This window comes from Amycolatopsis sp. cmx-11-12, from assembly GCF_046269425.1.
Classification (GTDB): Bacteria; Actinomycetota; Actinomycetes; order Mycobacteriales; family Pseudonocardiaceae; genus Amycolatopsis.
Window position 1 is genome coordinate 42,132 of the sequence record NZ_JADNQM010000019.1, and the last position, 18,150, is coordinate 60,281.

The 18,150-nt window shown below is 67.4% G+C and carries 15 protein-coding genes and 3 pseudogenes; 10 read left to right on the forward strand and 8 right to left on the reverse strand.

Going from position 1 to position 18,150, the window contains the following annotated elements; genetic code table 11:
• Positions 1-14: 14 nt before the first annotated feature.
• The 6 genes and pseudogenes from ACLARN_RS24650 to ACLARN_RS24675 all read right to left on the reverse strand — a co-directional run bounded on the left by ACLARN_RS24650 (position 15) and on the right by ACLARN_RS24675 (position 5,309).
• Positions 15-1,454: an ATP-binding protein gene (locus ACLARN_RS24650; protein ID WP_409493937.1), complete on the reverse strand. Its 1,440-nt coding sequence runs from the start codon at positions 1,452-1,454 to the stop codon at positions 15-17.
• 406 nt (positions 1,455-1,860) lie between these two features.
• Positions 1,861-2,988 carry an MBL fold metallo-hydrolase gene (locus ACLARN_RS24655; protein ID WP_409493825.1) on the reverse strand — a complete coding sequence of 376 codons (1,128 nt, stop codon included), beginning with the start codon at positions 2,986-2,988 and terminating at the stop codon, positions 1,861-1,863.
• 45 nt (positions 2,989-3,033) lie between these two features.
• A pseudogene (locus ACLARN_RS24660) lies at positions 3,034-3,360 on the reverse strand (hypothetical protein).
• A 5-nt stretch (positions 3,361-3,365) separates the two neighbouring features.
• A pseudogene (locus ACLARN_RS24665) lies at positions 3,366-3,467 on the reverse strand (ArsR family transcriptional regulator); the annotation flags it as partial.
• Between the two features lie 15 nt (positions 3,468-3,482).
• Positions 3,483-4,480 (reverse strand): annotated as a pseudogene (locus tag ACLARN_RS24670) (methyltransferase).
• Between the two features lie 64 nt (positions 4,481-4,544).
• The gene (locus tag ACLARN_RS24675; protein WP_409493826.1) at positions 4,545-5,309 is read right to left on the reverse strand and encodes an aminotransferase class IV family protein; all 765 of its coding nucleotides are present in this window, start codon (positions 5,307-5,309) and stop codon (positions 4,545-4,547) included.
• A gap of 56 nt (positions 5,310-5,365) precedes the next feature.
• On the opposite strand from ACLARN_RS24675, the gene ACLARN_RS24680 reads away from it, so the two are divergent.
• Positions 5,366-5,917 (forward strand): DinB family protein, encoded by a 552-nt coding sequence (locus tag ACLARN_RS24680; RefSeq protein ID WP_409493827.1) that lies wholly within the window; start codon positions 5,366-5,368, stop codon positions 5,915-5,917.
• A 115-nt stretch (positions 5,918-6,032) separates the two neighbouring features.
• Positions 6,033-6,161 (forward strand): hypothetical protein, encoded by a 129-nt coding sequence (locus ACLARN_RS24685; protein WP_409493828.1) that lies wholly within the window; start codon positions 6,033-6,035, stop codon positions 6,159-6,161.
• On the opposite strand, the gene dnaE is transcribed toward ACLARN_RS24685, so the two are convergent.
• Positions 6,142-9,654 (reverse strand): DNA polymerase III subunit alpha, encoded by a 3,513-nt coding sequence (gene dnaE, locus ACLARN_RS24690; protein ID WP_409493829.1) that lies wholly within the window; start codon positions 9,652-9,654, stop codon positions 6,142-6,144. The genes ACLARN_RS24685 and dnaE overlap by 20 nt on opposite strands.
• A 121-nt stretch (positions 9,655-9,775) precedes the next feature.
• Here dnaE and ACLARN_RS24695 point away from each other — a divergent pair, with 121 nt between their 5' ends.
• From ACLARN_RS24695 to ACLARN_RS24720, 6 genes are all read left to right on the forward strand, one after another.
• Complete coding sequence (locus ACLARN_RS24695) at positions 9,776-10,711, forward strand: LysR family transcriptional regulator (RefSeq protein ID WP_409493830.1); 936 nt, start codon at positions 9,776-9,778, stop codon at positions 10,709-10,711.
• Between the two features lie 656 nt (positions 10,712-11,367).
• On the forward strand, positions 11,368-11,799 hold the full coding sequence (locus tag ACLARN_RS24700; protein WP_409493831.1) for an ester cyclase: 432 nt from the start codon (positions 11,368-11,370) through the stop codon (positions 11,797-11,799).
• Positions 11,796-12,272 (forward strand): DUF3237 domain-containing protein, encoded by a 477-nt coding sequence (locus tag ACLARN_RS24705; protein WP_409493832.1) that lies wholly within the window; start codon positions 11,796-11,798, stop codon positions 12,270-12,272. Before ACLARN_RS24700 ends, ACLARN_RS24705 begins: the two co-directional genes overlap by 4 nt.
• A 64-nt stretch (positions 12,273-12,336) precedes the next feature.
• On the forward strand, positions 12,337-14,673 hold the full coding sequence (locus tag ACLARN_RS24710; protein WP_409493833.1) for a xanthine dehydrogenase family protein molybdopterin-binding subunit: 2,337 nt from the start codon (positions 12,337-12,339) through the stop codon (positions 14,671-14,673).
• Positions 14,670-15,518, forward strand: coding sequence for an FAD binding domain-containing protein (locus ACLARN_RS24715; RefSeq protein ID WP_409493834.1), 849 nt, complete (start codon positions 14,670-14,672; stop codon positions 15,516-15,518). The genes ACLARN_RS24710 and ACLARN_RS24715 overlap by 4 nt, the downstream gene beginning before the upstream one ends.
• Positions 15,515-15,976 (forward strand): (2Fe-2S)-binding protein, encoded by a 462-nt coding sequence (locus tag ACLARN_RS24720; protein ID WP_409493835.1) that lies wholly within the window; start codon positions 15,515-15,517, stop codon positions 15,974-15,976. Before ACLARN_RS24715 ends, ACLARN_RS24720 begins: the two co-directional genes overlap by 4 nt.
• A 142-nt stretch (positions 15,977-16,118) precedes the next feature.
• Here ACLARN_RS24720 and ACLARN_RS24725 read toward each other — a convergent pair whose 3' ends face one another.
• Complete coding sequence (locus ACLARN_RS24725; protein WP_409493836.1) at positions 16,119-17,078, reverse strand: glycoside hydrolase family 25 protein; 960 nt, start codon at positions 17,076-17,078, stop codon at positions 16,119-16,121.
• A gap of 130 nt (positions 17,079-17,208) precedes the next feature.
• Between ACLARN_RS24725 and ACLARN_RS24730 the strand changes: the two genes are divergently transcribed.
• Entirely contained in the window at positions 17,209-17,391 is a 183-nt protein-coding gene (locus tag ACLARN_RS24730; protein ID WP_076162529.1) for a hypothetical protein, read from the forward strand.
• A 200-nt stretch (positions 17,392-17,591) separates the two neighbouring features.
• The gene (locus ACLARN_RS24735; RefSeq protein ID WP_409493837.1) at positions 17,592-18,137 is read left to right on the forward strand and encodes a hypothetical protein; all 546 of its coding nucleotides are present in this window, start codon (positions 17,592-17,594) and stop codon (positions 18,135-18,137) included.
• Positions 18,138-18,150: the final 13 nt, after the last annotated feature.

Here is an 18,150-nt window from a genome sequence, read left to right on the forward strand (position 1 = left end):
ACCTGGCGGAGCGTTCAGCGCCGCCACGCCTCGATGAGCTCATCCGGGCCGAAGGTGGCTGCCAGGGGCAGGCCCTCGTCGAATCCGCTGCGGGAGACCGCCACCAAGGGAGTCGTGTAGTCCCGTCCCGGGATCGACATCGATCCGGCGATGAGATCTTCCAGCTCGCGCCTCCCGAAGAGTTCGCTTTCCAGCCACTTGATGGAGCCGGTGAACGCGATACGGGTCGCTGCGGGCTGCTCACGGTCGGCGCCGACCAAGTCGATCTCCGGGTTGTTCTGCCGGTTCCACCAACCGCCGACGACCTCCGCGTCAGGCAGCCTGTCGTCAGGCATCAGTCGCGCGAGACCGGCTCGGATGACCGGTTCGACTGCGCGGCCACGCCACGATGTCCAGGATCGAGCGATCCGCGCCGCCACCAGATCACCGCGACCGCGTTCGACCTCGGCGATACCGCGTTGCAGGAAGGCAAGCCAGAACCGCAGGTACGGATCCTCTATGCGGTAGCGCTTGTTCTTGGTGTCGGGGCGAGTGGCCAGTGGAGTGTCGACGGCGACGATGCGTTTGGTCGTCAGGGTGGTCAAGATGGGTGCGAGGGTGCCCGACGGAATCGGGTCACCGGCGCCGATCCGGCTGGCGATCGTGCCGAACGTCCGTTCGCCGGTACCGATCGCCTCCAGAGCCGATCGACTGTGCGACGCCTCGGGGAATTCGCCGAGCAGCGACAGCTCACCGGCCATCAGTAAGGGAGACAGCGGGTCCGCGAGCTGGTCACGCAGGAACGCGTCCCGATCGGTACCCGGTGTCCAGCGTTGGACGATCTCGGGGAAACCTCCGGTGATCAAGAACGCGTCGATCGCTTCGGCCGGCTCGAGCGCGGTCATCTCCTGCACGTCCCCAGGATCGAGCGGGCGGACGAGCATACGAGCGGCACGACCGTGAAACGGACGGCCGTACTCCTGAAGAGACTCCATCATCGACAGGTCACTGCCGACGAGCAGCAAGAGAACAGGCTTGGAGGACAGGTACCGATCCCAAACGGTCTGAAGAGCGCCCTCGAACTCACTGTCCTGCTCGACAAGCCAGGACACCTCGTCGAGGACGACGACGCTGGGTTCGCGCTCGGGAACGGCGACCGCCAAGGCACGCAACGCCTGGTTCCAGTCGGTGCCTGCCGCACCAGCGACGAGATCGGCGCCAGGCAAAGCGGACTGGGCGAGTGAAGTGGTGAAGTCGGCACGCTCGGCGGCCGGATTGCGACCACGAGAGGCCTGGAACACCACGTACGGCGCACCTGAGCGGTCACAGAACTCCTGGACCAGTCGCGACTTCCCGACCCGACGGCGACCAGTGACGATCACAGCCTGCCCTGGGGTGGTCGCGATCCCGTCGCGGACTAGCCGCAGCTGCCTGTCCAGCAGTGCGAGATCGTTGGTGCGCCCCTGGAATCTCACCAAAACTCTGACCTCATCTAAGTATGATCGAATCTTACTTAGATTGAATCATACTTAAGTTTGGCTAGCGAGCGGTGACAGCCTGGCTCACGCAGACGCGGGCCGACATCACGCTCACGATCAAGCCGCGAAGGTACGCAGGTCAGATCGACGTGAACCGGGCGAAAGACGCGCAAGGAGTGATCCGGGAGATCGGCGAACGCGCAGCCGGGCATAGGCCGTGAGGGCCACACCAGCCCTTCCGGGTGTCGCGAAAGCCACTTTCGCGACGTCTGATGTCCCCAAAGTGGCTTTCGCGACACGGCCGCTGGGCATCACGAACCGACCTGCGATCAATCGCCGCCGACGGTAGATACCTAAGACATGATCAGCCCCAACCCGAAACGCCGCTCACGAGGCCCCTTGCTCAGCGGCGAACGGGCGTGGTCAGGCGCATGAGGTCTTCCCCCACCGTCACCTTCCCGCGATAGCCGGCCTTGCGGGCGCCGAGGTGGGCACGCCGCCGCCAGTCCGCCGTCGACTGGAAGTCGCCGATATGGCTGAGTACGAGGGAGCCGACGCCCGACTGACGGGCCACCTTGCCCAGGTCCAGCACATCCGTATGGGTCTTCCGCATGTGCTCGACGAACTCTTCCGAGGCACCGTTGTCGTGCCACCACTGCGGATCGTTGGCTTCGTGCACGAGCAGGTCCGCGTCGGCGGCCAGCGTGGGGATGTTCGGTGTCAGGGTGGTGTCCCCGGAGAAGACCACGGAACCGTGGTCGGTCTCGAACCGGTACGCCAAGCTGGGGAAGACGGCGCCGTGCGACACCAGGATCGCCGTCACCTCGATGTTTTTGTCGCGCATCACGGGGAAGGGCTTCATGGCGGGCGCCGTGTCGCCGATCGGCGACGCGCCCACGTCCGGCACCTTGATCTCGTGCACGCGGAGGGTGGTAGCCGGGTCGAAGCCGATCCCTTCCGCGATGAACGTGTTGCTGGAGTAGGCGAAGGCCTCGTTGGAGAGCCTCGTCAGATCGGCGAGGCCGGGGGTCGGGTGCTGAGGCGCGACCCATTTCGCGCCGGGGCGGGCGGGTAGCGCCCCTGCGCTGGGCGGCCCGTACACGTCGACGGTCGGCACGCGGCCGGTCTTGGACATGATCAGAGGTGCCATGAACGTCGCGAAGGTGAAGTAGTCGGCGATGTGATCCGCGTGGAGGTGAGTGATGAAGATGCCCTTCAAGCGCGCGGGGTCGAGGCCCGAACGCACGTACTGCGACACCGCGCCGAGCCCGCAGTCGATCAGGTAGACGTCGCCGCGGACGACGAGCGCGCTCGAAATGCCGAACCGTCCGAGTGAAGGCGTGGGGCCCGCCCCGGTCCCCAGCAGGACGAGCTCGGTCCCGTCGGTCGGCGTGGTGCGCGGTTCCGCCGCTGCGGCCACGCCCGGGGACAAGGCTCCGACCGTGGCCATCCCCGCCGCGAGGGCGCTCGAACGCAGAATCGTCCGCCTGGTCAGCGGACCTGATACCGGGGGCTTCGTTTCGCGTGTCATGCCACCACGATCGCGCGGGAACGCCCGGCGTCGCGTCGGTGACAATTACCTAGTTCGGTCGTAGACCAGCGCCATCTCCCCCAGTTCGCCGACGTCCTGGTAAGTCAGCTTCCACTGCGAAGCCGGCAGGCCGATCGGCCTTGATGACGCTCGCGCTGCTGTTGACCTTTTCCGCGTCCACCAACCACTTCGCGTAGGCGGGGGCGTTCTCGTCGGCGGCGACCATCGGCCAGAAGCCAGGAAACCCTCCGCGTTCAGTCTGCCGAGCAGCGCGGTCGTCGCGTTCTCGTGGATGCGGGCGAGGTGTCCTCGGGCAACGTCGGTGGTGAGACTGATGTTCGCGGTGACACGGCGGCCGGTCGAGTTCGTCATGTCGTTCAGTCCTCTTCCTGGGTGGGTCGAGCTGTGAGCTTGTCGAGCACCTGACCCCAGCCGGTTTCGATCCCGGCGATGAAGGGGACGGCCTCGACGGTCTCCTCCATACCCAGAAGCGTTCACTCAAGGGAAAACTCCAGGAGGCTCCGCTCGCCGGTCAGCGTGGTGACGGACTCGAAGACCAGGTCGTGGGCGGCGGCGAGGTCACGAAGCTCGTCGAGACGTCGCTCGCGGCCGCCGTACAGCACGAGCATCACCAGGTCCCACTCGGTTTGGGCCCCAGTCCACCGACCGCTTCGATGACGAGGACCCGGCCGCCGGGACGGGCCGCTTCGGCACAGCGGGCCAGGATGCGGTGGGCGTGGTCGTCGTCCCAGTCGTGGAGGATGTCGGACAGCAGATAGGCGTCCGCGCCGGTCGGGAGCGGGTCGAAGAAACTGCCCGCGGTCACCTCGGTCCGGTCTTCGAGCCCCTGCTCAAGGAAGGCTTTCTCGGCGCCGGCCGCGGTGGGCGCGAGGTCGACGAGGTGGCCGCGCACCGAGGGATTGGCCGTCAGGATCGCGGCGAGCAGGCTGCCATGACCACCGCCGATGTCGACGATCGTGCCGAAGCGGGCCCAGTCGAAACCGGCGACGAGCCCCGGGATCTGTGCGCTGAACCGCTGGGTCATCTGCCGGTCGAACGTCTCCCGGAGGCGCGGATGCTCGGCGAGATCGGCCCAGAAGTCCTGGCCGTAGCGGCGGATGTAGCCCGCCTGACCGGTGGCGACGCTGTGCGCGAGTTCGACGAACGCCAGTTCGCCTCGCCCTCCGGCGGCCGCCATGTCCAGCAGACCGGCCAGGCCGTTTCCCGCGTCGGCGCGGAGATTCGCGCCGTATTCGGTGGTGCGGTAGCCGCTCGACGTCCGTTCGAGGACGCCGAGGGTGACGAGGTGACCCAGCAGCAGATCGAGTGCGAGCGGGGATTGGCCGAGTTCCGCCGCCAGTTCACCGGCGGCCGCGCCGTCGCCGGACAACCGGTCCGGCAGGCCGAGAGTGACCGCGACCCGCAGCGCCATCGGCGTCGCCAGCCCGGCCAGTCGAAGCAGTTCGTTTCTGTCGTTGTCATGGTTCGCCACGAAGATCCACGGTGGCAGCCCCGTCAAGCGAAAATCAGGCCGCGATCTCCCGAACTCCTTCCTTTCAAGGCCTGGTAAGGGGTTCTGCCTGATACGCCTGGTGCAACGAGGCCACAAAGGACGGAGCGGCCGACATCGGCGTGGCGCCGATCCGGTGCACCGCGATCCCCGGCGTCCATGAGTTCATGACCACCGCGCCCGCGAGTTCCGGCAGATCGGCGATGGTGACCTCCTGGACGCGCTGCGGCACTTCCAGCCGCCGGCACAGGATGTCCATCGTGGTGCCCCGCAACAGACCGGCGTCGGGCCACACCACCGTATCGCCGTCCCAGAACGCCAGATTCCAGATCGTCGCCTCACTGAGCCTGCACTGGCGGTCGACGAACGCCGCGTCGTCGAAGCCGTCGGCCACGGCCTGGCGCCGGAAGTATGTCTTCGCCATCTCGCCGGTGTGCTTGATCGACGGCAGGACGCGTTCGTGCTCGACGGCCGCCAGCGTCAGCGGGCCGTCCGGACCGGACGCCGGAGGCCGGGTACGGACGAGGGCTTCGAGTTCGCCCGGCAGGTGGATCGTCACGGTCAGGGAGACGTCGGCCGGACCGGCCTCCAGTGCCGTCCGCAGATACGAGCGGATCCGGTCGTCGGGCAGCGCCTGACCGAACAGCTCCAGGGACGCGGTCCGCAACCGGTCCAGATGCAGGTCGAGGCCACGGATCCGGCCGTCGCGCACCTGCATGGCCGTGAAGTGGGCGAACCCCGCGAACGCCAGTGGCGCCAGGTCTTCCGCGGTCGCCGTCCGCCCATTCAGCTGGGCGACGAAAGCACTCATGCCACCCACCGTAATCCGGTTGCGACGGCGACGGCCGCACCGGGAGGATTCGCCGGGTGTCCGCATCACGTTCCGCACTGTCGCGCTGGCAGTTCGACCTGACCTGGTCGTTGTTCGAGTACCACCTTGCCCGGCTGAAACACGAGGATTTCCGTTGGGAACCCGGGGACCTCTGCTGGACGGTGCGCCAGGACGGCGACGGTGCCTGGCGCCCCGATTGGGCCGACACCGAACCCGACCCGATTCCCGTCCCCACGATCGCCTGGCTCTCCTGGCATATCGGCTGGTGGTGGAGCGTCGCCCTCGATCACGCGAACCGGCGGACCCCGCGCGAGCGCGAGGAAATCACCTGGCCGGGCGAAGACTCCGCCATCGAGTGGCTGCGCGGCCTTCGCGAGGAATGGCTCGCCGTCCTGGATCGCTTGACCGACGCCGACCTCGACGCTCCGTCCGGTTATCCGTGGGGCGAAGACGCCGGACTCACCTTCGCGCACACGGTCGCCTGGGTGAACTCCGAGCTGATGAAGAACGCTTCCGAGATCGGCCAGCTCAGGTTGCTACGCGTCGCCGGAGCCGCAGAACAGCCACGGCCCCCAGCCCGACGGTGACGACAGCGCAGACGTAACCCACCGCCGAGAAGGCGGTTCCGAACGCCTCCCGCGCGGCCTCTTCAGCCCGCTGCTCGCGGACTGCTCGGCCGACCCGGACCTGCGGAACACGTTCATGGAGACACTGTTCGGGCACGCGCCGATCACCGAGGTCGAACAAGCTGTCACCAGCCTGCTCTCCGGACTGGCTCGGGATTTTCCCGTCCTGGAAGCGAAGGCCGCGGTCACGCACGGGCGGTCGTGATGCCGGGAATGGACTTCAGCTCTCCCAAGAGCGTCGAACTGACGGCGACCGGATAATCGTCGAGCGCGTAGGACGACCCTGCGAGCTTCACCTGGACCGGGGTTTCCCCTTTGTGCGCCAGCAAAGCCTGTTTCAGTTCGAGGACCGCGTCCTCGGTCAGTCTCTCGGCGATCGCGTGCAGCACCAGGGGCGGTTCCCCGTCGCCCGCCGTGGAAAGATCGAGCGGCATCAGCCCGCCGCCGAACACGGACATCTTGTCCTCCCGCCAGTTCACCCGGCCGCTGACACGGACGGCGTTGTCCTCGGCCAGATCCGCCACGAACAGCGCGTAGGCCTTGGGAAAGAACAGCACTTCGAGCGCGGCGTCCAGATCCTCGATCGTGCAGATGGCCCACGGCTCGCCCTTCTTGTTGACCCGCCGCTCCAGGGACGTGATGAGTCCGGCGACGACCAGTCCCCCTTCCCTCGGCGGGTTGTCGAGGATCGCCGCGATCGGGCGGGGCGCGTGCTTGCGCAGGAGGTGTTCCGCCCCGTCGAGCGGATGCGCGGACACGTACAGCCCGAGCATTTCCCTTTCGTGGGCGAGGAGTTCCTTGCGCGGCCACTCGTGGACGTCGAAGCCGATGTGGGCGAGCGGCGAGGTGTCGTCCCGGCTCTCCTCACCCGAACCGAAGAGATCGAACTGGCCCATCGCCTGCTTGCGTTTCAGCGGCACCACGGCGTCCACCGCGTCCTCGTGCACTTTCAGGATCGAGAGCCGGGTATGCCCGAGCGAATCGAACGCGCCCGCCTTCGCCAAGGATTCGATGACGCGTTTGTTGCAGGCCACCAGTTCCGACTTGCCGAGGAAGTCGGTGAACGACGCGTACTTCCCCTTCTCCCGGCGCGTCGCGATGATCGAGTCGACGACGCATCCGCCGACGTTGCGCACCGCGCCCAGCCCGAACCGGATCGCGTCACCCACCGCCGAGAACCGGAGGCCCGATTCGTTGACGTCCGGCGGCAGCACCTTGATCCCCAGCCGTCGGCACTCCGAGAGGTAGACCGCCGACTTGTCCTTGTTGTCCCCCACCGAAGTCAGCAGACCCGCCATGTACTCGGCCGGGTAGTTCGCCTTCAGGTACGCCGTCCAGTAACCGACCAGGCCGTAACCGGCGGCATGGGACTTGTTGAACGCGTACCCGGCGAACGGCAGGATCGCGTCCCAGAGCGCCTGCACGGCCTCGCGCGAGAACCCGTTGGCGAGCATGCCGTCGCGGAACCCCTCGAACTCCTTTTCCAGCACCTCTTTCTTCTTCTTGCCCATCGCCTTGCGCAGCACGTCGGCGCGGCCCATGGAGTAGCCGGCGACGTCACGGGCGATCTGCATGATCTGTTCCTGGTACACGATCAAGCCGTGCGTCTCGGCCAGGATCTCGCGCAGTGGCCCGGCCAGTTCGGGATGGATCGACTCGATCGGCTGCCGGTGGTTCTTGCGGTCCGCGTAGTTGTTGTGCGTGTTCATCGCGATGGGTCCGGGCCGGTACAGCGCGTTCACCGCGATGATGTCGTCGAACCCGGTCGGTTTCAGGCGGCGCAGCAGATCCCGCATCGCACCGCCGTCGAGCTGGAAGACGCCGAGACTGTCGCCGCGGGCCAGCAGTTCGTAGGTCGCCGGATCCTCGACGCCGAGCGTGTCGAGGTCGATCTCCTCGCCGCGGTTGTCCTTGATGTTGTCCAGCGCGTCGCCGATGACGGTGAGGTTGCGCAGGCCGAGGAAGTCCATCTTCAGCAGGCCGATGGCCTCGCACGACGGGTAGTCCCAGCCGGTGATGACAGCGCCGTCGTCCCTGCGCCACAACGGGATCGCGTCGAGCAGCGGCTCACTCGACATGATGACGGCACAGGCGTGCACGCCCGCGTTGCGGATCAGTCCTTCGAGGCCGCGGGCCGTCTCGAAGATCTTGGCCGCCTCGCCGTCGCCTTCCAGCAGCGCGCGGACCTCCGCCGCTTCGGCGTAACGCTCATGATCTGGCTCGACGATTCCAGCGAGCGGAATGTCCTTCGCCGCGACAGGCGGCGGAAGCGCCTTGGAGATCCGGTCCGCGATCGCGTATCCACTCTGTCCATAGTGGACTCTGGCGGAATCCTTGATGGCCGCCTTGGTCTTGATCGTGCCGAAGGTGATGACCTGCGCGACGTGCTCGGCGCCGTACTTGTCGGTGGCGTAGCGGATCATCTCGCCGCGACGCCGGTCGTCGAAGTCCATGTCGATATCCGGCATGGAGACCCGCTCGGGATTGAGGAACCGCTCGAAGAGGAGGCCGAGATCGATCGGATCCAGGTTGGTGATGCCGAGCGCGTACGCGACGAGCGAGCCCGCCGCCGAGCCACGACCGGGCCCGACCCGGATGCCGACGCGGCGAGCGTGGTTCATCAGGTCGGCGGTGATCAGGAAGTACGCCGGGAAGCCCTTTTCGGCGATCACGCCGATCTCGAAGTCGGCGCGGGCGACGTATTCTTCGGGGACGCCGTCCGGCAGACGACGGCGAAGCCCGTCCGCGACCTCCTTGCGCAGCCAGGATTCCTCGTCGTGCCCTTCGGGGACCTCGAACACCGGCATGCGGTCGAGGTGCCGGTAGACGTCGTCGTAGGACTCGACCCGTTCGGCGATGAGCAGCGTCGAGTCCGCCGCGCCCGGGACTTCGGCGTCCCAGTACCGGCGCATCTCCTCCGCGGACTTGAGGTAGTAGCCGTCGCCGTCGAACTTGAACCGGCCGGGGTCGTCGAGGGTCTTGCCGGATTGGACGCACAGCAGCGCAGAATGCGCGCCGGCCTGATCCTGGGTGACGTAATGTGAGTCATTGGTGGCCAACGGTTTCAGCCCGAGGCGGCGCCCGATGTCCAGCAGCCCGTCCCGCACGGATCGCTCGATCGGGAGGCCGTGGTCCATCAGCTCGAGGAAGAAACCGTCCCCACCGAAGATGTCGCGATAGTCCGAGGCGGCCTGGATGGCCTCGTCCGGCTGGCCGAGCCGGAGCCTGGTCTGCACCTCACCGGACGGGCACCCCGTGGTCGCGATGACGCCTTCGTGATGGCGGGCAAGGAGTTCCCGGTCCATCCGGGGTTTGCGGTAGTAGCCCTCCAGACTGGCCAAAGAGGACAGACGGAACAGATTCCGCAGACCGGTCGCGTTCTCCGCGAGCATGGTCATATGCGTGTAGGCGCCGCCGCCGGAGACGTCACCGCCATCACCGCGCCGACCCCAGAACACCGGTTTCTTGTGGAAACGCGACTCGGGTGCGAGGTAGGCCTCGATGCCGATCACCGGTTTGAGCCCCGCCAGGGTGGACTGCCGGTAGAACTCGTCGGCGCCGTACATGTTCCCGTGGTCGGTCATGCCCACCGCGGGCATGCCAAGCCGCTGGGCCTCGGTGAAGAGCGGCGCGATCTTGGCGGCGCCGTCGAGCATCGAATACTCGGTATGAACGTGCAGGTGCACGAAGGAGTCCACGGCCACTCCTCACGGTTGTACGATTCCGGCCTGTCGCGGCGATTGGACCCAAGGCGCACAGGCGTTGTCCAACAAGCGACACGCGGCAGGTGACAACCACGGGTTGTAAGAGGAGGACACGGTGGAACTCGACCTCGGCGCGGTGCGCGCTTTCGTCGCGGTGGCCGACGACCGGTACTTCGGCGAGGCGGCGATCCGACTGGAGGTGAGCCAGCAGGCGATCTCCAAACGGGTCGCGAAACTCGAAGCGGACCTCGGCGTGCGACTGCTGTCGCGAACGCGCGGCGGGGCCGAGCCGACCGAGGACGGCGAGGAGTTCCTCAAGCACGCTCGCGCGCTGATCAGCCTCGCGGACCAGGCCGTCGAGCGCCTTCACGGCAGGCGCCGTCCACTACGTGTCGACGTCCTCGGCACGCGCTTGGCGACCATGGAAGTGATCCGGGCCTTCCACGCCGATCACGACGACGAACTGGAACTCGTCACGCCCGGACTGGGCGCGGTGCGCCGTCCGATGCTGCCCGATTCGGTCGATGCCGCCTTCGCCCGCGTCAGCACCGTGACGGACCCAGGAATCGGCCGCACACCCGCCTATCTGGAGCCGGCGCACCTGCTGATCGGGCGGCGGCACCCGCTCGCGCGGCGACGGCGGGTCGAGATGGCGGAACTCGACGGCCTCACCGCCTGGATGCCGTACAACGCGCGGGCCAGCGAATGGGCGGAGTTCTGGCAGGAACTGTGCCCGGCGTTCGGCATCCTCGTCGACACCGACGGCCCGAACTTCGGGCTCGAACACCACATCGAGGTACTCAGCGAGTCGAAGGACCGCCTCGGCTTCGTCGGCGCGAAGATGCACGTGCCCTGGCATCCGGACGTCGTCCAGATCCCGCTCGTCGACCCGACGCCGGTGTACCCGTTCTCCCTGCTGTGGCGGCATGAGAACCGGCACCCCACGCTGCCGCTGCTGATCGAACACGTGCGGGCCGGGTACCGGCCGTTCGACGCCGAGCGGCAGTGGTTGCCGGTGGCGGACCGGGAGGCGATGAGCACCCAGGGCTGAAGCGGAAGTACATGAAGGGGGACTTCGTGGCCACACCACACGCACTGGACATGTCGCGAAAGCCACTTTCGGGACACCCAGGTCAGTACCCGGGCGAGCACGTAAGACGCCACCTTCGCCTTACCCCTCAAGAGAACACGAAACGCCACTCACGACCCACTTGACCTGCAAGATCTCGACTTTGCTGGGGCCCTGGCGCCTAGGTACAGGAAGGGGTCCTTCATGTACCTAGATGAGTGATTCCGTGAAGATCGCGTGAAGTGCAACCCCGCGACGGAATCCTTCCCTTGACCGTGGCCGTCTCGGCCGCGGTCGCCCCCTTCGGTGCGAACCAAGGTCGTGAAGGCCTCCTTGCCTACCTTGAGGGTAGGCAAGGAGGCCTTCACGACCTTGATGATACGGACATACAGCATCTAACCGGATGATTCGACTCGAAAGCGTCCCCTGTAGACAGTCACAACGCCTCACTGAGCTTCACGTGATTTTCCGGAATCAACCGCCTAGGACTCATCAACGCCACCATTCCGCGCGAGCGCCGCAAGTGGCCGTGTCCTGCGGGTAGCGAATGTCGCATCAGGGACGCTGAGCGTCCCAAATGTGGCATTGGGAACACCAGCGGGCTTGCTTAGCTATACGAACGGTCGTACGTTTAGTTCGTGACCTTCGCACTCGCCCAAGCCTTGGCCGTCGCCAAGAGCAGGCAGGACATCCCCGCCGCACTGGACCTGCTCCATCCGGACATGACCCTCGAAACCCCCGCCTTCGGCACGACAGCGAAAGGCCGAGCCGAGAACGAAAAGGCGCTCAAGCGCTTCTTCGCCACCTTCCCCGACTACGACGTCACCCTCGACGGCCACGCGAGCGACGGCACCACGCTCGTCTGCTGGGGCACCGCGCGGATGACCATGACCGGCGACCGGTTCGGCGTCGTGCCCAACGGCGAGCGCGCCGAACTCCCCGTCTTCATCCAGTTCACCTTCGCGGACGGCCTCATCGCGTCCGAACGGTTCTTCTTCGACCTCTCGGCGCTCTGCGCCCAGAGCGGTGTCTCGACCGACGCCGTCCGACGAAAGGTTTTCGGCTCATGATCACGCGCGTGAAGGACGTCGGCGAACTCCGCACGGAACTGCTCTTCGACATCGTCGTCGACCTGCACCCGCGGCTGGACATCGGCGGCGGCCGGGTGTTCTTCGGCGCCGCGGGTGGCGCGTTCGAGGGCCCGGACCTGCGCGGCGAGGTGCTGCCGACCGGCGGCGACTGGGCGGTGTTCCGCCCCGACGGGACGATGACGCTCGACGTCCGCCTGACCCTGCGCACCCACGACGACGCGCTGCTGCACATGACCTACGGCGGCCGCTGGCGGATCCCGGCCGAACTCCGCGCCGAAGTCGCCGACCCCGCGACCCGGCATCTGGCCGATCCGGCCCGGTACTACTTCCGGACGAATCCGCTGTTCGAGACCGGCTCTGAGCACTACTCCTGGCTGAACGACGTCGTCTGCGCCGGCTCGGGCTACCTGGTCGAGGGCGGGATCGCCTACCGAGTCGCCAGGATCCTCTGACTTTCCGCGCCGGTGACCCATGTGCACGATGCGCGAAGGCCTGCCGGTAAGGAAAAGTGAACGCATGGGCGAGGGGCTGATCGGCGCGAGGGTGACCCGGCAGGAGGACGTCCGGCTGCTCACCGGCCGGGCGCAGTACATCGACGACGTCCGGCTGCCGGGGATGCTCGAGGCGGCGATCCTCCGCAGTCCCCTGCCGCACGCACGGATCGTGCGCGTCGACGTCACGGCCGCGAACGCCCATCCCGGCGTGTTCGCCGTGGTCACCGGCGAGGACGTGCTGGCGAGTACGAAGACACCGCAACCGGTGATCTGGGCGAGCCTGCCGGACATGCGGGTGTCCGAGACCCACGCGCTGGCCGTCGGCAAGGTCCGGTATCCCGGGCAAGGCGTCGCGGCTGTCGCGGCGAAGGACCGGGCTACCGCCGAAGACGCGCTGGAGTTGATCGAGGTCGAGTACGAGGAACTCCCGGCCGTCAGCACGCTCGAACAGGCGCTGGCGGACGGCGCGCCGAAGCTCTACGAAGACTGGCCGGACAACATCGTCGGCACCGGCACCATCCCGATGGGTGACGTGAACACCGCGTTCGCCGAGGCCGACGTCGTGCTCACCGAATCGTTCCGCTTCGCACGCCAGATGGGCACGCCGATCGAAACACGCGGCGTGGTGGCGACTTGGGACCCGTTCACCGACCGGCTCGACGTCTGGCTCGCGACGCAGGCACCCAATCTGGCGCGGGAACTGTTCGGCGAGGTCTTCGGGCTCTCGATGGACCGGATCCGCGTGCGCACTCCCGACGTCGGCGGCGGCTTCGGGAACAAGTTCGACTTCTACGCCGAAGAGGTCCTCGCGGCGATTCTCTCGCGCCGCACCGGGAAACCGGTCAAGCTCATCGAGGACCGGGCGGAAAGCTTCGTCGCCAACGCGCACTCGCGCGAGCAGAAGATCGACGTCGAACTCGCGGCCAAGGACGACGGCACGATCACCGGTCTGCGCGCCACGGTGTACGGCGTCCTCGGTGGCGTGCTCGGAACGGTCGGCCCCAGCCCATGCTGGACGACGACCGCACTGCTGACCGGGCCGTACGCCATCCCGAACGTGGAACTGAGCCTCGTCGCCGTGATGACGAACCGTTCGCCGTACGGGTCGTTCCGCGGGTACGGGCTGCCGAAGGCGAACTTCGTGCACGAACATCTGGTGGAACAACTGGCGAAACGCCTCGACATGGACGCGCACGCGGTGCGGCGAAAGAACTTCATCGCGCCGGAGGCCTTTCCGTACCAGAGTCCGGTGTTCGTCTACGACAGCGGCCGCTACGAAGACTGCCTGGATCTCTGTCTGAAGGCGGTCGAAGACGCGGGCTGGGCGGAGCGCCGCGGAAACGGTGTCGGCATCGGGTATTCGTTCCACAACGAACTGACCGGTTTCGGGCCGAGCCGGATCATCAACCTTTCCGGTTTGGGGCATTCCGGTTTCGACGAGGAGGTCGTGCGAGTCGACTCGACCGGGCATGTGACCGTCTACACAGGACTGTCCGCGATCGGCCAGGGCATCCACACGACGCTGGCACAGGTGGCCGCGCACACGCTCGGCGTCCCGCTCGACCACGTCACTGTGCTGTCCGGGGACACCGACAGCTGCCCGTACACCGGCTACGGCACGGCGGCGAGCCGAGGAGCGGCCGTCGGTGGTGCCGCCGTGCTGAACGCGTCGACCCGGCTGCGGGCGAAAATCCTGCGGGTGGCCGGGCACATCCTGGAGGTCTCCCCCGACGATCTGTCCCTTGAGGACGGTGTCGTCTCGGTGAAGGGTGTGCCGGGCAAGGAGGTCACGCTGGCCGCGATCGGTGACGCGGCATACCGGCGGCTGAACGGTGTCTGGCCGGAAGACGAGACGCCGACGCTGGAGGAGCGGGAAGTCTACGACCCGGTCAACGTCGCGACGTCGTTCGGCTGCACCGCTGTCCTCGCCGAAGTCGACCAGGAGACCGGCGTGGTGACGCTGCTGGACTACCTGATCGCGCACGACTGCGGCACGGTGATCAACCCGACGATCGTGGACGGGCAGTTGCACGGCGGTGCGGCGCAAGCGATCGGCGGCGCGCTGTACGAGGAACTGGTCTACGGCGCCGACGGACGGATGGAGACCACCTCGTTCACCGGCTACCTGCTGCCGACCGCGACCGAGATCCCGCCGTTTTCCGTCTCCCATATGGCGACGCCCGCCGAGCACGTCCCCGGCGGGTTCAAGGGGATGGGAGAAGCGGGGGTGATCGGGGGTGGCGCGGCGATCGCGCACGCGGTCGAGGACGCGCTGCGCGAGTACGGCGTCGACATCACTTCGCTGCCGATCACGCCGCCACGGCTGCTGGCCGCGATGAAGCGGGGGACCCACCGATGAAGGCCGCGCCGTTCGACTATCTCCGGGTGTCCTCACTCGACGAGGCCGTCCAGGCACTGGGCACACCGGAGTCGCTGGTGCTGGCAGGCGGGCAGAGCCTGGTGCCGTTGCTGAACCTGCGCCACGCTCGGCCGTCGCTGGTGGTCGACATCAACCGTGTGGACGAACTTTCGTTTCTGCGCAAGGAGAACGGGCGCCTGGAGATCGGCGCGCTCACCCGGCACCGGGTCGCCGAGACGTCCGACGTCGTCCGGTCGGAAGTTCCACTACTCGCCGAGGCACTCGGTTACGTGGGGCACGTGGCGATCCGGAACCGGGGCACGATCGGCGGCAGCCTCGCGCACGCCGACCCGGCCGCGGAGCTGCCCGCGGTGATGGTCGCGCTCGACGCAGAATTCGCCGTCCACGGGCCGGACGGCGAGCGGACGATCGCCGCGCGGGACTTCTTCCTCGGCCCGTATCGGACCGCTTTGGGAGCCGGCGAACTCCTGACCCGGATTTCGGTGCCGGTGGTTCCCGGCGGCTGCGCCGTCGAGGAACTGAGCCGGCGCAGCCGCGACCTCGCACTGGTCGCCGTCTTCGCCACCGTGACGATGTCCGGCGACGTCTGCGAAACCGCCCGGATCGCCGTCGCGGGCGCGGGCCCCACGCCGATCCGGGCCACCGCCGCCGAAGCGTCGCTCGTCGGCCAGCCCTTGACGGACGGCGTGATCACCACCGCCGCGGACCTCGTCGCGGCCGCGACCGACCCGCCCGACGACCTCCACGCCCCGTCCGGCTACCGGCGCGAGATGGCCGCGGTCCTCACCCGGCGGGCGATCACACGAGCGAAGGAGGGCGCATGATCACGGTCACCCTGACGGTGAACGGACGGACCTACCGCGCCGACTGTGAACCGCGGCGGACGCTGGCCGACTTCCTGCGCCACGACCTGGGTTTCACCGGGGTGCACGTCGGCTGCGAACACGGCGTCTGCGGCTCGTGCACGATCACCCTCGACGGCGCGAGCGCGCGTTCGTGCTGTCTGCTGGCGGTGCAGGTGGACGGCGCGGAGATCGTCACCATCGAGGGCCTCGCCTCGGACGGCGAGTTGCACCCGCTACAGGAATCGTTCCGGAAGCACCACGGCCTGCAATGCGGATTCTGCACGCCCGGGATGCTGGCGACGGCGCTCGAGTTACTGAAGGAGAACCCCGCTCCGACGGACGCCGAGATCCGGCAGGGGATCTCGGGAAACCTGTGCCGGTGCACGGGTTACCAGTTCATCGTGGACGCCATCCGGGACGCGGCGCCGGGCCGGTGAAGTACATGAAGGCCCCCTTCCTGTACCCGCACTCGCGTGCTTGGAGGCGGATCTCGCGTGCTTGGAGACCGCACACGCGAGATCCGCCTCCAAGCACGCGAGTTCGGCGAACAGGGTCGCCGTGCTTGCGCGTACTTCGGGATCAGCCGACGATGTCGATCTCGAACTCCACGTTCGAGCTGTACTCGAAGTCGGCCCACACCGCGCCCGGCAGGTGGTACCGCCGGTGCGAAACCGTCTTCGGGTTGAATCCGGGCGTCTGCAAGGGATTCCCGCCGACGCCGACCTTGTCGCTGCCCCAAGCGTAGATGTTGCCCTGCCAGACGGGCGCGTCGGTGATGCCGTCGCCGTCGACACGCGGGCGGACGATGATCGCGGCCGTCTCACTGCCGGAGAGGAACAGCCGCACGGACGTGGTGGACGGGCTGGCCGGAATGGTCCTGCGTTCCATGAGTTCTGTCGTCGCCTTCCGCTTCGGGGCGGCGCCGCCGCCGGTCAAGTGGGCGTTCGTATAGGACTCGTTGAGGTCGACACTGCTCGCGCGGATGCCGGGGACCTGACCGGCGTCCGAGTACTGGTGCACGTCATAGCGGCCCGCGGCGGCGTCGGGTTTGGCGCCGTAACGCGCGATCCAGATCACCAGGTCCGGCACGCCGAACTGGTCGGGGCGCAGCATCTTCGCGAGTGAGTTGTTCATGTACACGCCCGGCCGGAACCCGTGTCCCGCCACGCGGTTGCAGAACCTGATCGAGAAGTCCCGCTTACGCCCGTCGGGGATGTTCGGTGCCCCCGAACCCGGCGGGTTGTCCTCGAGGTCGAGCATCGGGACGCAGCCGGTCGCCCCGAGCCGCCGGACCTCGGCGATGAGCACATCCGCCTGGGCCTCAGGCGAAGGACTCGCCTGAGCGAAGTGGTAGCCCCCCACCGGAATTCCCACGGATCTCGCTCCGGCCACCAAGGCGTCTCCGGTGTTGCGGCCACCGTTAGGCAGGCCTCCACCGTCGGTGAGCTTCACGAAAACGTAGGAAACACCGTGGTTCTTTACGGATTGCCAGTTAGTAACGGATTGGAAGCGGCTGTAGACATCTATTCCCAGCGCCATCGTTACAGCCTGACGGGCGAACGAGTTGGACAAAAGGGCCTAGTGGGCGATTACTCGGACGTCCGATTCGCCCTTTCGGGCGGCCCCTCCCTGGCTGACCCGGCTCACCCGTGCCCGTACTGTGACGACCATGGCGTCTCGAAGCCCCTTTCGCTGGATGACCCGGTGGGTGGACTGGTTCGAAGAGCGCGGCGTCTACGTCCCGGGCGAGGAGAGCCGCGCGGTCGACCCGATGCGTGATTTCGGCTGGTTGATCGTGGCCTGGGTGTCCGGTTTGGCGATCTTCATCCTGTTCTTCGCCATCGCCGTTTGACCCTGATCGGTGTGCCACCGAGGTGACGACTGTCACTAGCCGTACCCTTCCGATCACGGATAGGCCACGGCTGTACACCAGGTGCGCTTCAACCCGGCCGTGCCGCTCCTCTCAGCTGAAGAAGACCGCCACTCTGGACTCTTCGGCAGTAATGACTACCTCGAACGGCCCACCCGCACCGCCGACTGGAGTAACCGCACATGGCGCCCCCGCGCACCCCGAAGCTCTTGATCGCCGCCTGCTCACTGATGCTGGCGACCGCGTGCGGGGTCCAGGCACCGGAAAAGGGGGCCGCCGCCCTCGGCGCGGACGCCCCGGCGCAGGGACTGGCCGCCACGCACGCGGAAGGCGACCTCGCGTTCGGCGCCCCGCACCGGTTCGCGACCGGGGTCACGATCTCCGTATCCGCGCCGAAGTCGTTCCGTCCCAGCCCGTCGGCGTACCCGCAGAGCCCGCGCGCGGTGGCCTTCGGGATCGAAGTGACCAACGCGGGCGACGGGACCTACAAGCTTTCCGGCCTGTCCGTGACGGGCGAGGTCGACGGCGAAAGCTCGTCGGTCAAACAGGTCGTCGACCCCGTGCAGGGTTATAACGGCATCGCGGACGCGGGCAAGGACGTGGCGCCCGGCCGGTCGGTCCATCTGAACCTGGCGTTCGCCGTTCCGGACAAGCCGGTGAAGCTGCGCCTCCAGGTACGGCCGAACCCCGCGGAACCCGTCGCGGCGAAGTACTGCGGGAAGGTCTGACGCCGCCGGTTTC

What these genes read in the sequence shown, in the direction of transcription:
- ACLARN_RS24730 (WP_076162529.1), top strand. Translation starts at nt 17,209, where the DNA reads ATGGCGTCTCGAAGCCCCTTTCGCTGGATGACCCGGTGGGTGGACTGG.
- ACLARN_RS24725 (WP_409493836.1), bottom strand. Translation starts at nt 17,078, where the DNA reads ATGGCGCTGGGAATAGATGTCTACAGCCGCTTCCAATCCGTTACTAAC.
- ACLARN_RS24685 (WP_409493828.1), top strand. Translation starts at nt 6,033, where the DNA reads ATGGAGACACTGTTCGGGCACGCGCCGATCACCGAGGTCGAACAAGCT.
- ACLARN_RS24655 (WP_409493825.1), bottom strand. Translation starts at nt 2,988, where the DNA reads ATGACACGCGAAACGAAGCCCCCGGTATCAGGTCCGCTGACCAGGCGG.
- ACLARN_RS24715 (WP_409493834.1), top strand. Translation starts at nt 14,670, where the DNA reads ATGAAGGCCGCGCCGTTCGACTATCTCCGGGTGTCCTCACTCGACGAG.
- ACLARN_RS24705 (WP_409493832.1), top strand. Translation starts at nt 11,796, where the DNA reads ATGATCACGCGCGTGAAGGACGTCGGCGAACTCCGCACGGAACTGCTC.
- ACLARN_RS24735 (WP_409493837.1), top strand. Translation starts at nt 17,592, where the DNA reads ATGGCGCCCCCGCGCACCCCGAAGCTCTTGATCGCCGCCTGCTCACTG.
- ACLARN_RS24710 (WP_409493833.1), top strand. Translation starts at nt 12,337, where the DNA reads ATGGGCGAGGGGCTGATCGGCGCGAGGGTGACCCGGCAGGAGGACGTC.
- ACLARN_RS24675 (WP_409493826.1), bottom strand. Translation starts at nt 5,309, where the DNA reads ATGAGTGCTTTCGTCGCCCAGCTGAATGGGCGGACGGCGACCGCGGAA.
- ACLARN_RS24720 (WP_409493835.1), top strand. Translation starts at nt 15,515, where the DNA reads ATGATCACGGTCACCCTGACGGTGAACGGACGGACCTACCGCGCCGAC.